Raw genomic sequence first — 12,249 nt, forward strand, 5'->3', positions numbered from 1 at the left:
TCAAAAGAAAATCTCAGGGGCGCCCGGAAAACCACCCAACTCTGACAATGGGCCTCCCTTGCTGCAATCAGCGCTCTGTCAGCTTCAATTCGATCCGGCGATTCTGAGCGCGCGCTTCTGGGGTGTTTGCGGGGTTGAAGGGTTGGAATTCACCAAAGCCATTGGCCGCCAGACGTTGCGGTGGAATACCCAACGCATCGACCATATAACGGACAACCGACAAGGCGCGTCCCTGGCTAAGCTCCCAGTTGTCCCGATAGCGGCCAGTTCCGGCCAGCGGGACATTGTCGGTATGGCCGTCCACGCGAATAACCCAGTTCAGGCCTTCGGGAATTTCAGCCGCGACACTGCGCAGTATATTGGCTACCTTGGCGATCTCAAGCTGACCCTTGGGCGACAGCACTGCTGATCCTGTATCGAACAGTACTTCGGACGAGAACACAAACCGATCGCCTTCGATCCGAACGCCTACCTGATTACCCAGCACATCGCGCAACCGACCGAAGAATTCCGAGCGATATCGCTGAAGATCCTCGGCCTGCGCCGTAAGTTCTTGGTTCTGGCCCGAAAGGGCTTCGGCCTCGGCCTCAAGCCGGGCGCGCTCGGCCTCTTCCAACAAACGACGACGACGCTCTTCCGAAGCGGCGCGGGCGAGTGCGGCGTTCAGATCCTGACCCAATGTTTGAATACGAATATCAGCGGCGGCGTTGCGGTCTTCGTAATCGTCCAGCAAGGCCTGCAATCCACCCAACTGCTCGCGCAGGGCTGCCATCTGCTGGTTCAGCAAGGCAGTCTGACGCTGCGCCTTTGCTGAAACGGCTTTCTCGGCAGAGATTGCCTCACGCGCAACGGCCAGCAAGGCTGCGCGTTCTTCGGCCAATGTACGCTGTATCTGTTCCGCTGTCAGAGCGTCGGTTTGGGCGGCCAATGCCGCTTGCAGCTGGGCCTGCAACTCCTGACTATCAAGCTCACCAAACTGCCGCTCCAGCTCGGCCTTAGCAGCTTGCGCAGCGGCCAACAGGGTCAGGGTTTCTTCGGCTTGCTTGCGTTGCGCTTCCAGAGCCAGCGTCATAGCGGTCAGTTCCGCATCCGCGTCCTGCAGACGATTGCGCAGGTTTTCGGCCGCCGCAGCTTCGGCCAGGCGCGCGGCCTCTTCGGCGTCAAGCTGGCCTTCAAGCTCGGTGACCAATGCGGCCTGCGCGGCCTCATTTTGTTCCAGATCCGCCACCAACGCTTCAAGCGCTTCGCGGCGGGCAGCATCAAGCCGGGCGGCCTCGGCCTGGGCATCGACCTCGGCACGGCTTTGGGCAAGGGCCCGGTTCAGGGCCTCTTGTTCATTCAGCAATTCCGAACGCGCAGATTCCAGTGAGGCGATAACCCCCAGCGACCGCTCCTGATCGGCCAACAGAGATGCGACCTGTGCTTCGAATGACGTGATCCTGGTTTCCGCCTGCGCCAGATCTTCCTCGGCCTGCGTCAGGGTCGCATTCAGCGCTCCTAACCGGGCCTGAAGGCGGCTGTTTTCCCTTTCTTCCAACCCAAGAGCACCGGCAAGGGCCGCCACTTCGCCGGACAGGGCGGTCAGTTCATCCTCTTGCCCCGAAATCGTCTCGCGCAGCACGAATTGCACCACCATGAAGATGGTCAACACAAAGGTCAGCACCATCAACAGCCCAGTCATCGCATCCACGAAACCCGGCCAGACCGACCCCTGAAACCGCTGACCTGTGCGACGGGACAGAGCCATGGATTACTCTCCTTCCGGAGCGGTTCGAACGGCGCCTCGGGGCAATGTAAGAGCTTTGACCAAAAGTTCGATGTCCTTGCGCAGCTCGCTCATGCTTTCTTGGCGGCCTGCAGAAATTTCTTCGAGGATACGCAGCAACTGAACATCCATCGAGCGCAGGCGCATGCGGCTTTCTGCGTCTATTCCTTCGCTGGTCCCCTGTTCCCGCAGATGATCCAGCAGAGCGTCCTGCCCCAGTGCGACACGTTCCAGCGCAGCGGTGACATTCTCGGTCTCAGACTGACGCTGGTTCATATCTCCGATTGCGCCGACAAGATGCCCCAGCTTGCCCGACAGCTCGGCCCGGTCGGCTTCCTGCGCCGAAAACAGGTCCTGCAGGGCGTTCATCTGTTCGGACATTGCATCCAGAACCGGTGTCAGAACCGCCAGTTCGGTGCTGCTGCCGTCATCGCCTGCTGCAAAGCCGACACGGGTGATCGAGGACAACCATTCTTCGAGCTCTCGATAAAACCGGTTCTGCCCGTGGCCCGCGAACAGTTCCAGCAACCCCACAATCAGCGATCCGGCAAGGCCCAGCAACGAAGACCCAAAGGCCACGCCCATTCCCTGCAGTTGGGTTTCAAGGCCAACCATCAGGCGATTGAACACCGCCAGCCCTTCTTCGCCATCCTGCGGATTGAGACTGCGGATCGTGTCGACAATAGCGGGGACCGTCGTGGCCAAGCCAAAAAACGTTCCCAAAAGCCCAAGATAGATCAGAACATTGGTGATATAACGCGTGATCTCACGCTCTTCCTCGACCCGTTCGGCCACCGAATCCAAAATAGACCGGGTCGAACTGGAACTGATCTGCGACCGCGCACCCCGGTCCCGCAGCAGCGAAGCCAGCGGTGCCAAAAGCTGAGGCGTCCGCGCGTCCTCATGAACAACGCCACCAACGAAGGATTCGATCCAGCGCACCGAACCGATCAACTGTGTCACTTGATAAAAACAGGCAATTACGCCAACGAAAAATACCAGAAGGATAAAACCGTTCAGATACGGGTTTGCATAGAAAACCGGCAAAACGTAAGGCAGCGCCATGAAGATGCCCATACCAGCCAGGCCGATCGCCACAAGCATCGTTACGATCTGACGAATGGGTTGCGAGAAATGCGGTCTCGCGCCCTGTTGTGCCTGCGCCATGCGCGTTTTTCCCGGTTCTTTTCTGCTCTGACGCGAATCTACCGAAAATCTGCCGGTGACGCCAAGGGTTTATGAGGTAATGCTTCGCACCCGTTGCGCTAACCACTCAAGATCGGGATCACGCAGACCAATCTCGGTCAGATGTTCAGCTGTGTTATAAAGGTATTCGGTATTTGGACCACGCCCGCCGACAGCTTGGGCAATGATCTGCGCCTGGTCTTCCAACGGCATGCCCCCGCAATACTGCACGTGGTCTGCGTCGATAACATAGGTGACTGCCGTTACGACCTCGTCCGTTTCCAAATGCACATCCAGCATCTTTTCGACATAGGCCGACGAGATCAGCTCGCGCTCGCGCAGTTCATGCAAGGTACGCTCTTCGTGGCCTGCTTCGACGGCGAGGGCCAGACCTTTGCACAGGGTGTCACGCTGTTCATCCAACGCCAGAACAAGGCCGGGCTTCTCTTCGGTTCCGCGGTGATGAATCGAACTCATGCAGAAAGACCGCGCATATCCATTCAGGGTTGCGCGTTCGCTGCGGGACACGGGAAAGCCGGGATTCCACAGCAGCGACCCATATCCGAAAACCCACATCGTCATAGCACTGGTCCTTGCCCGTTTGCGCCTATAAACATCAATTTCAAGGCGGGAAAAAGGGCCATTAGCAATGCGCGGGCTGATACGAGTAGTCATTTTCATCACTGCGATCTGGAGCGCCTATTGGTTCGTCGCCGGATATGGATTGCGCAACGCGATCACAACATGGTTCGACAACCAACAAGAAAGAGGCTGGCTGGCCGATTTTTCGGATGTAGCAACAGCAGGCTATCCGTTCAACCACGTCACCCGACTGAACAGCCCCGCACTGGCCGACCCGGTCAACGGCACCGCCTGGAGCGCCGACTGGATCGAATTCCAAAGCCCCGCGATCTGGCCGGGTCGACAGGTTCTGCGTTTCGCGGAAACGCCGCAGCTGCTGTCCTATTTCGATCAAACGTCGACCATCGTTGCAGCTGACCTGCAGGCCGAGCTGCAGTTGCAACCTGGTGTCGCGCTGGTGCTAGAGAAAATGTCTCTGACTGCCGGACCATGGTCCGTTGCCAATGATGCTGATTTGCTAGCAGCAGGAACCACGCTTGGTCTGGTGATGGAGCAAACCGAAAATCCTCAAGCCTATGCGATCAGCGCGCGGATCGATGGCTTTTCCCCCGGCGATGACCTGCGCGCCATGATGCATTCCGCCACCACACTGCCCCAGACATTCGATGCGCTGGAAATGGATATGGTCGCCACCTTTGACAAACCGTGGGACCGATCTGCACTGGAACAAAGCCGACCTCAGCCCACCCAGATCGACCTGCGTCTGGCTGAGATGAAATGGGGTGCATTGCGCCTGTTCGCTGCCGGAGAGCTGGACGTGGACGATCAGGGTATTCCTACCGGAGAGATTTCGATCAAGGCCGAAAATTGGCGTGAGATGGTTGCCATGGCCAACGCCGCAGGGGCCCTGCCCGATCAGGCGGTAGACCCTGTGACACGTGCCCTGAAATTCATGGCTGGCTTGGGGGGCAATCCCGATGCGCTGGATCTGCAGTTGAACTTCCGTGAGGGCTATGTGGCGCTTGGCCCGCTACCCCTTGGTCCGGCCCCGCGGTTGATCCTGCGTTAACGGCAGTACGGGCCACGGCGATACCGGGCTGTGTCCAAGTGAAAATGATCCCGGTGATACCGGTCCGCATTCGGGCCAAGTACCGTTCCGAACGGCCCGCAGGCGGCGCGCCAGATCTTGGTCAGTTGCTTCTTTGACGGGTTCTTGCGCCAACCGTTCAGAACGGTCACAACCTCGCCATTCGCCATCTTGAAACCTGAAATGTCTATGGCCCGGCCCTTACCGTGTTCCGATATCCGCGCACCCTTGCGGTTGTTGCGCGTTCGGCATGCGTAGTGGGCTGCGACCTGCAGTTCGACAACGGGACCGCGCCTTTTGAAGGTGGGCTTCACGCTTTTCTCGACCCATTGGTTCAGCGCAATTGCTGTGCCGCAATCCATGGTGGACGGACGGCTAAGCGCCACACCAGAAACTGAGGTGATCTGTACCGCTTCCTTGATCCCGCAGGCTTTGATCTTGCCGGGAACATTACCCACCGGCTTGCCCTGAATTTCGATATTCCCGCAGACCGATGTTTTGCGCAGCTTACGCTTTTTGAACAGCACCTGCTGTACCAGCGTATTCGGTTGCAACTCTGGCTGCATCCCGACCGGAGCGGCAAAGGCCAGAACCGGTTGGTCATCGGGGGTCAACAGGTGTTCAGATGGCGTTGCATTCCCCATTGTGGCACCAAGTACCAACCACCCAATCGACAGAACGCTCCAGCCGCGCCTCATGGGTTGGTTTTCCCGCGACCAAAATCCGGCGCGTCCGTATCCTGCCCGGCATCAATGATCCCGCGCCGGATCGCACGTGTGCGGGTAAAATAATCGAACAGCTGATCGCCGTCACCTGTACGAATGGCCCGCTGCAGCGCAAACAGTTCTTCAGTGAAACGCCCCAATATCTCTAGCGTCGCATCCTTGTTGGTCAGAAACACATCGCGCCACATAGTCGGGTCCGAGGCCGCGATCCGGGTGAAATCCCGAAAGCCCGCGGCCGAGTATTTGATGACCTCGCTATCGGTCACACGGCGCAGATCATCCGCTACGCCGACCATCGTATAGGCGATAAGGTGTGGCGCATGGGATGTAACCGCCAGAACCAGATCATGGTGGTCGGCATCCATCTCATCAACATTCGACCCCAACCCCGTCCACAATGAGCGCAGGCGCGCGACGGCCTCCGGGTCCGAGCCCTCAACCGGCACCAAGAGGCACCACCGATTGTCGAACAGCTCGGCAAATCCGGATTCAGGGCCGGAATGCTCGGTCCCGGCCAGCGGATGCGCTGGGATAAAATGTACACCCTGCGGGATATGAGGCGAGACATCCTGAATGACATGCCGCTTGACCGAGCCCACGTCTGAGACGGTCGCGCCCGGTTTCAGGACAGGGGCAATCTCTTGCGCAACTGCGCCCATCGCTCCGACCGGCACGCATAGAACCACAAGGTCTGCGCCCTCAACGGCCTCTTGCGCGGTGTCGCAGATCCGGTCGCATAGGCCAATCTTGCGCGCGGTGTCGCGCGTGGCCTCGGACCGGGCATAGCCGGTTACTTCGGCGGCCAATCCAGCACGTTTAATCGCCCAGAACATCGACGATGCGATCAGGCCCAACCCGATCAGCGCAACGCGGTCATAAACCTGGCTCATGCGGCGCCCCCTTTGAAAGCGGTTATGGCCGCAACGACACGGCGACAAGCCTCCTCGTCCCCAACCGTGATCCGAAGAGCATTTGGCAGGTTATATCCCGCGACGCGGCGCACGATCAAACCCTGTGTCTTGAGGTAATCGTCGCACGCTTCGGCCTCGGCCTGATCCTTAAAGCGGGCGAGAATAAAATTGGTGCTGGACGCATCCGAAGATACGCCGATTTTGGACAACTGGGCCGAAAGCCAAACCCGCAAGCGTGCATTTTCGCTGTGGCAAAAGGTCAGGTACTCTTCGTCCTTTATGGCGGCTTCGGCAGCGGCCAACGCAGTCAGCGACAGGTTGAAGGGCTGGCGCACCCGGTTCAGCACATCAATGATCTCTTGCGCCGCATAGCCCCAACCGACCCGCATCCCGCCCAGTCCATAGATCTTGGAAAAGGTCCGCGTCATGATCACATTCTCGAACCGATCCACCAGAGCGCGGCCTCCGTCGAACCCTTCGACAAACTCGGCATAGGCGCCATCAATCACCATCAGACAAGTCTGCGGCAAGCTTTCGGCCAGTCGGATAAGATCAGCCTCGGGGATCATGGTCGATGTCGGATTGCCCGGATTGGTCACGAACACGATCCGGGTCTGGTCAGTCACAGCGGCAAGAATGTTGTCCACATCCACGTGACGATCGGTTTCAGGCACCATCACCGGAGTTGCCCCCGCCATCCGAGCGATGATCGGGTACATCGAAAATCCGTGTTCGGTATAGATAACCTCATCCCCCGGACCGGCATAAGCCTGTGCCACGAATTGCAGCACCTCGTCACTGCCCACGCCGCAGATAATGCGCGCTGGGTCCAGCCCGTGGCGTTCGCCAATGGCCTTACGCAGACTGGCGTGATCTGTACTGGGATACCGATTCAGGGTGGCCGCACTGTCCCGTACTGCCTCGATCGCTTTGGGGCTGGGGCCAAAGGGGTTTTCGTTCGAGCTCAACTTGATCACATGGTCGACCCCCGCCACCTTCGACTGGCCGCCCTGATAAAGCGCGATGTCCATAATGCCGGGTTGAGGGGTGATCTGGGTCATAAGAGGCTCCGTATTTAGAAGCCCCTCATACCCGTCTCAAAGCGTTGAGAAAAGCGGCAATTCCCTTATGCCGCCTTGAAGCGGGCTGTCGCCGGGTCGGCGTCGTAAAAGGGAGTTAACTCTTCGGTCCGCCGGGACAGGTCATTGACGCTGTCGATGATGAAGCGGACAGTCTCTTGGGACATCAGATATGAAAAGTTCAGACGCACCCAACCGGGTTTTTTCAACTCTTCTCCAGCACCAAGCGCCGCATGCAACTGCTCCGAGGCTGCACGATCAATACCCAGCAACCGATGGGCATAGGGCCCGGCACAAGCACACCCACCCCGGGCTTGAATGCCATAAACATCACTCAGCATCCGGGTGAATAACTGCTGGTGCACCGGCTGACCTTTACTGTCATGAACAAGAAAGGAAAAAATCGGCAACCGATGTGGATTGTCCGCGCCCAACAAGGTCAGACCTGGGTTATCTCCCCACCCTTCCAATGCCATCTGGTTGTAAAGCGCCTCGCGCCTTGCGATTTCGTCTGCGCCAACTGCATCTTTGACCATGAAAGCCAACGCGGCACGGATGTCACCTATGACATTCGGCGTTCCCGCCTCTTCGCGCGTTGCAAGATCGGCGCTGTAGTCATGCCCCCAAGGGGACACGAAACTCACAGTGCCACCACCGGGCCAGCTGGGGCATGTGCGCTGCACAACGTTTTGATTGACGATCAATACACCAGACGCGCCGGGTCCACCGGCAAATTTATGAGGAGAGACCACGATCGCATCCTTGCGCGCATCCGCGGGGCCCATTCCCATTGGCAGATAAGGCCCACCGCCCGCATAATCCCAAACCGCTACAGCACCATTAGCCTTAAGCAGCCGCGTAACCGGGTCGGGATCAGTGATTATGCCCGTCACATTCGAAGCGGCCGAAAATGATCCGACGATCAGATCCGCATCCGCGTTTTCAACCAAGGCACGCTCTAAAGCCGACAGATCGACACCCCCTTCGGGTGCTTCGGGGATTTCAATCACCAGCGCTTTGCTTTCCCGCCACGGCAGGATGTTCGAATGGTGCTCATATGGGCCGATCATTACCACTGGTCGTGCAGCAGCCTCGATCCCCAACAGATTGACCAGCCGGTTGAGACCCGCTGTAGCGCCCGATCCCGTAAAGATCACCGCATCATTTTCCCCGGCGCCAACAATCCGGGAGATTTCCGCACGGGCCTCGCGGCGCAGTCGGGTCATGTAGGCCCCGCAATAAGACGCCTCGGTGTGGCTGTTGGCATAAAACGGCAACACATGCGCGGCCACAAAATCCTCGACCTGCTTCAATGCGCGACCCGACGCGACATAATCCGCGTAAACCAAAGGTATGTCCCCGCGCAGCCCCGGGATCATAACATTCTCGCCGATTAAGCCATCGCGCAACGTGTCGCTACGAACAGCAGCTTCAATGTCAGAACGAAATTGGGAAAGTGTCATTATACGGACTCCGAAGTTTCCCAACAAATATGATTGATATGTGTTGTGTATATAATGCAAATTTTTAGATGGTTTTCATAAATCTTGTGTCATATGATTTGGAATGTCCAAAAATCTAGATCATATTGACCACCGCCTGCTGCGTGAACTGCAAACCGACGCTACGCTGTCCCAACGTGAACTGGCCGACCGCATCGGGCTGTCGCAAAACGCCTGCTGGCGTCGGCTGAAGGCCCTGAATGATCAGGGCGTCATCATCGGATCGACAGCGCAAATCGCGCGCGAAAAACTAGGGCTGAGCCTTGTGGTCTTCGTCATGCTGCGTACGCGGCACCACTCGGCCGAGTGGTTACAGGCCTTTCGCAGGCATGTTCTGACGATACCAGAGGTCGTGGACTTCCACCGCATTGGCGGCGACTACGACTATCAGCTCAAGGTTGTTACGCAGGATATGGCTTCGTACGACAAGGTCTATCAACGCCTCATCGAAAAAGTCGAGCTGGACAGCGTAACTTCATATTTCGCGATGGAGGCAATTGCAGAAGGACGACCCTTGCCAATCTGATCCGCTCTTTATTTGGTCAAAAAAATTGCTCGGGGGGCATCGCGGCTGGTCGTGATTGGGGGCAGAGCCCCCTAAAACGAAAAAGGCCGCGCAACCGCGCGGCCTTTCGAATTTCGATTTCGGCGAAGATTAGTTCTTCGCGTAGAATTCGACAACCAGGTTCGGTTCCATCATGACAGGGTAAGGCACATCGCCCAGACCCGGTGCGCGCACGAAAGTCGCGGTCATTTTCGAGTGGTCGGCGTCGATGTAATCAGGAACGTCACGCTCGGCCAGAGCAGCAGCTTCAAGAACAACGGCCAGTTGCTTGGACTTGTCACGTACTTCGATGACGTCGCCTTCTTTGACACGGTAGCTGGGGATGTTGACCCGCTTGCCGTTCACTGTGACGTGGCCGTGGTTCACGAACTGACGCGCGGCGAACACGGTCGCGACGAATTTGGCGCGATAGACGACGGCGTCCAGACGGCGTTCCAGCAGACCAATCAGGTTTTCACCGGTATCGCCGTTGACACGAACAGCTTCGGCATAGATGCGGCGGAACTGCTTTTCGGTCAGGTCGCCATAGTAGCCCTTCAGCTTCTGCTTGGCGCGCAGCTGCAGACCGAAGTCAGACAGTTTGCCTTTCCGGCGCTGACCGTGCTGACCAGGGCCGTATTCACGACGGTTGACCGGGGATTTCGGACGACCCCAGATGTTTTCGCCCATCCGGCGGTCGATTTTGTACTTGGCAGACGTGCGTTTGGTCACGGCTGATCTCCTTCTTAAGGTCGAGGCCCTAATAGGCCACTATGAAGGGCGTTGTCCTCTTGAGGTTACCCTCATGACAGGCCTCCCCTTGCGGGGGCCACCAACACCAATGAAGCCGCGCTTATATCCGCAGCGCTGGCAGAGTCAACATGCCGAACGGAAGGAACCGAAACTTTCTGAAATTCGATTCAAAGACGGCACCACTAACGGGATTTAGTCCGCTAAAGTGGCACCGTTTACAGTTGCGCGTAGGTTCGCGACACCAGTGTACTGGAACTGAGTGGCCTTGCGATGAAACGCGACGACAGTTCCGTCCTGCTCTGCAACTTCACCACTCTGATGCTTGATCTGAGTATATGCGCTGATCCAGAATTCCTGATCGCGTGAAGGACAGCCGCTTTCAAACACCAGCGACGGGCTTTCATCATCATCGGAAACGACCAGTAACGCTGAAAACCGTTGCGCCCCGTTCATAAGCTCGAGCGTTCCGACGACATTATCCGAAAAAGTCGTGGCAGAAATAACGCGCCCGATTGTACCTGATGCAAATGCGTTTTTACGCCCGACAACTTCAGCGCTGCCTGCTAGCATCGATGCCTGACCGCGCCAGGACCAGGCCGACCCTACATTTAAAAATGCCAGAGGTGCCGCCTCTAATCCATCAATCTCTGTCTGCGACCATGAAATGGCAACACGACCGTTTACCCCGGTATTCATTTTACCGCCCGTACCCCTCAACAAATCACTGCCCGATGGCCAAGGGTTTATCAGTGACGATTCCGGCAGAAAAGGGACGGAATTGCAGCAATCACGAGAATGTTGCAGAACAGAATCAGAATCCGGATGCAGAAATCCGCGTTTCAAAGACTTAAAGGATCATACTGAGCCCGAATGTCGGTCTGCCCTGCATTCGGTCTGATCAGGGTTTTTTCGATTCGCCAATCAAAGCGGACTTAAATTTCAAATGCGTGCGCCTTAATCGGCACACTGCGCGAGCTGTCAGTTCACCAGCCCCCGATCCGCCATTCCACCGGCAAAGCGGAGGCTGCGGATATCTTCCGGCATTGTCTTGTACTGGTCTCGAAAAGCACGTTTCAGTGACGTTGTAGACGAAAACCCTGTGGCGGTGGCAATCTCGATTTGTGGCAAATCCGTAAACCGCAGCAGGCTATGCGCACGTTCCAGACGCAATTCTCGGTATGTGGCCAAAAGTTTTGCCCCCGTCTTGTTCAGAAACCGTCTCTGAAGCTGCCGGGTTGAAGTGCCGACCATGTTCGAAAGATCCGTGATCCTGAGTGGCTCTTCGACATGGTTCAGCATTGCCTCAACCGCTGACATAACCAGGTGATCCCCGCCCGCACGATGGATCAAGCGATTGGCAAGCTGGCTTTCGCAGTCCCGCTTGGGTTCGGACAGGCCGATAAACCCGCGCAGGTTATCTGCCATGTTCTCACCATGGTCCAACGAAACAAAATCCGCCAACAAACGCAGCGTACTCAGACGTGTCGTCGCGCTATGCGTGCGCCCGCGCGCCGCCAGATATGTGCCTGTACCACAGTTGGTCAAACCTGCTTCACGCGCTGCTGCATCGAAGTTGGGGTGAATGGCCGCGACTGTTTTTTCCGACAATCTAATCTGGGCCAGCACAAGCACGGCACCACCGACAAGAACGGTCCGTGGCGAAAGGTTCAGAACTTGTGAGACCCATGTTCTTTCGGCGTCGGACAACGTCCAACAATCCGAAAAATCGCCCCAGAAAACAGCCGCTCTTCCGGTCCAGTACTGCGGTCCTCCTACAGACCCCGCACCAGCCAAACGCAGATTAACGACATAGGAATGGTCGCCGGTCAGATCGCTCAGGGCATGATAAAATTCCCTGATCATCTCGGCCGAGGCAAATGCACTACTATCGCGCACGATCACATCGATGTTGTGGGTTCGCACGAAGGCAGCAGAGGTTGGCTCAGCCAGATAGGCTAGGTCATTTTCGAAGATGCAATGCTTCATGTCTCCCCCGCTGAAATGCCTGGGCCACAGGCAAAGGCATATGACCCAGGATGGATCAGCCCCTGGCCATTGCGGGGGCTGATCTGGTTGTCGTCTGTTTACTCTGCGGCTTCTTCGTAAGCGTCCATTG

Annotated in this window: 12 protein-coding genes; 2 read left to right on the forward strand and 10 right to left on the reverse strand. The window is 57.3% G+C overall.

The window, feature by feature from the left end; all coding sequences use genetic code 11:
* Nucleotides 1–67: 67 nt before the first annotated feature.
* From AC2FIZ_RS07570 to AC2FIZ_RS07580, 3 genes are all read right to left on the reverse strand, one after another.
* On the reverse strand, nt 68–1,747 hold the full coding sequence (locus tag AC2FIZ_RS07570; RefSeq protein ID WP_281994986.1) for a peptidoglycan -binding protein: 1,680 nt from the start codon (nt 1,745–1,747) through the stop codon (nt 68–70).
* Nucleotides 1,748–1,750: 3 nt separating this feature from the next.
* Nucleotides 1,751–2,932 (reverse strand): biopolymer transporter ExbB, encoded by a 1,182-nt coding sequence (locus AC2FIZ_RS07575; RefSeq protein ID WP_142636479.1) that lies wholly within the window; start codon nt 2,930–2,932, stop codon nt 1,751–1,753.
* Between the two features lie 69 nt (nt 2,933–3,001).
* Nucleotides 3,002–3,532: a gamma-glutamylcyclotransferase gene (locus tag AC2FIZ_RS07580; RefSeq protein WP_496790838.1), complete on the reverse strand. Its 531-nt coding sequence runs from the start codon at nt 3,530–3,532 to the stop codon at nt 3,002–3,004.
* 67 nt (nt 3,533–3,599) lie between these two features.
* Between AC2FIZ_RS07580 and AC2FIZ_RS07585 the strand changes: the two genes are divergently transcribed.
* Nucleotides 3,600–4,601 (forward strand): DUF2125 domain-containing protein, encoded by a 1,002-nt coding sequence (locus tag AC2FIZ_RS07585; protein ID WP_496790839.1) that lies wholly within the window; start codon nt 3,600–3,602, stop codon nt 4,599–4,601.
* On the opposite strand, the gene AC2FIZ_RS07590 is transcribed toward AC2FIZ_RS07585, so the two are convergent.
* From AC2FIZ_RS07590 to AC2FIZ_RS07605, 4 genes are all read right to left on the reverse strand, one after another.
* Complete coding sequence (locus AC2FIZ_RS07590) at nt 4,598–5,317, reverse strand: extensin-like domain-containing protein (RefSeq protein ID WP_271949154.1); 720 nt, start codon at nt 5,315–5,317, stop codon at nt 4,598–4,600. The two genes, AC2FIZ_RS07585 and AC2FIZ_RS07590, sit on opposite strands and share 4 nt — an antisense overlap.
* The gene (locus AC2FIZ_RS07595) at nt 5,314–6,234 is read right to left on the reverse strand and encodes a prephenate/arogenate dehydrogenase family protein (protein WP_271949152.1); all 921 of its coding nucleotides are present in this window, start codon (nt 6,232–6,234) and stop codon (nt 5,314–5,316) included. Before AC2FIZ_RS07595 ends, AC2FIZ_RS07590 begins: the two co-directional genes overlap by 4 nt.
* Complete coding sequence (gene hisC / locus AC2FIZ_RS07600) at nt 6,231–7,316, reverse strand: histidinol-phosphate transaminase (protein ID WP_496790841.1); 1,086 nt, start codon at nt 7,314–7,316, stop codon at nt 6,231–6,233. The genes AC2FIZ_RS07595 and hisC overlap by 4 nt, the downstream gene beginning before the upstream one ends.
* A gap of 65 nt (nt 7,317–7,381) precedes the next feature.
* Nucleotides 7,382–8,797 (reverse strand): aminotransferase class V-fold PLP-dependent enzyme, encoded by a 1,416-nt coding sequence (locus AC2FIZ_RS07605; protein WP_496790842.1) that lies wholly within the window; start codon nt 8,795–8,797, stop codon nt 7,382–7,384.
* 103 nt (nt 8,798–8,900) lie between these two features.
* On the opposite strand from AC2FIZ_RS07605, the gene AC2FIZ_RS07610 reads away from it, so the two are divergent.
* A complete protein-coding gene (locus tag AC2FIZ_RS07610; RefSeq protein ID WP_142636466.1) occupies nt 8,901–9,362 on the forward strand; it encodes an Lrp/AsnC family transcriptional regulator in 462 nt (153 codons plus the stop codon).
* Between the two features lie 129 nt (nt 9,363–9,491).
* On the opposite strand, the gene rpsD is transcribed toward AC2FIZ_RS07610, so the two are convergent.
* The 3 genes from rpsD to AC2FIZ_RS07625 all read right to left on the reverse strand — a co-directional run bounded on the left by rpsD (nt 9,492) and on the right by AC2FIZ_RS07625 (nt 12,119).
* Nucleotides 9,492–10,112, reverse strand: a complete 621-nt coding sequence (rpsD, locus tag AC2FIZ_RS07615) for a 30S ribosomal protein S4 (protein WP_058279997.1) — start codon at nt 10,110–10,112, stop codon at nt 9,492–9,494.
* A 213-nt stretch (nt 10,113–10,325) separates the two neighbouring features.
* Complete coding sequence (locus AC2FIZ_RS07620) at nt 10,326–10,976, reverse strand: hypothetical protein (protein ID WP_281994989.1); 651 nt, start codon at nt 10,974–10,976, stop codon at nt 10,326–10,328.
* 135 nt (nt 10,977–11,111) lie between these two features.
* Nucleotides 11,112–12,119, reverse strand: coding sequence for a helix-turn-helix domain-containing protein (locus AC2FIZ_RS07625; RefSeq protein WP_281972643.1), 1,008 nt, complete (start codon nt 12,117–12,119; stop codon nt 11,112–11,114).
* Between the last annotated feature and the right edge of the window lie 130 nt (nt 12,120–12,249).

The sequence above is a fragment of the Ruegeria sp. CDSB022 genome (assembly GCF_059611145.1).

Bases quoted from the DNA above. Each gene is read 5' to 3' on its own strand.
- AC2FIZ_RS07590 (WP_271949154.1), bottom strand. From the start codon at position 5,317: ATGAGGCGCGGCTGGAGCGTTCTGTCGATTGGGTGGTTGGTACTTGGT.
- AC2FIZ_RS07575 (WP_142636479.1), bottom strand. From the start codon at position 2,932: ATGGCGCAGGCACAACAGGGCGCGAGACCGCATTTCTCGCAACCCATT.
- AC2FIZ_RS07595 (WP_271949152.1), bottom strand. From the start codon at position 6,234: ATGAGCCAGGTTTATGACCGCGTTGCGCTGATCGGGTTGGGCCTGATC.
- AC2FIZ_RS07580 (WP_496790838.1), bottom strand. From the start codon at position 3,532: ATGACGATGTGGGTTTTCGGATATGGGTCGCTGCTGTGGAATCCCGGC.
- AC2FIZ_RS07605 (WP_496790842.1), bottom strand. From the start codon at position 8,797: ATGACACTTTCCCAATTTCGTTCTGACATTGAAGCTGCTGTTCGTAGC.
- AC2FIZ_RS07570 (WP_281994986.1), bottom strand. From the start codon at position 1,747: ATGGCTCTGTCCCGTCGCACAGGTCAGCGGTTTCAGGGGTCGGTCTGG.
- hisC (WP_496790841.1), bottom strand. From the start codon at position 7,316: ATGACCCAGATCACCCCTCAACCCGGCATTATGGACATCGCGCTTTAT.
- AC2FIZ_RS07610 (WP_142636466.1), top strand. From the start codon at position 8,901: ATGTCCAAAAATCTAGATCATATTGACCACCGCCTGCTGCGTGAACTG.
- AC2FIZ_RS07585 (WP_496790839.1), top strand. From the start codon at position 3,600: ATGCGCGGGCTGATACGAGTAGTCATTTTCATCACTGCGATCTGGAGC.
- AC2FIZ_RS07625 (WP_281972643.1), bottom strand. From the start codon at position 12,119: ATGAAGCATTGCATCTTCGAAAATGACCTAGCCTATCTGGCTGAGCCA.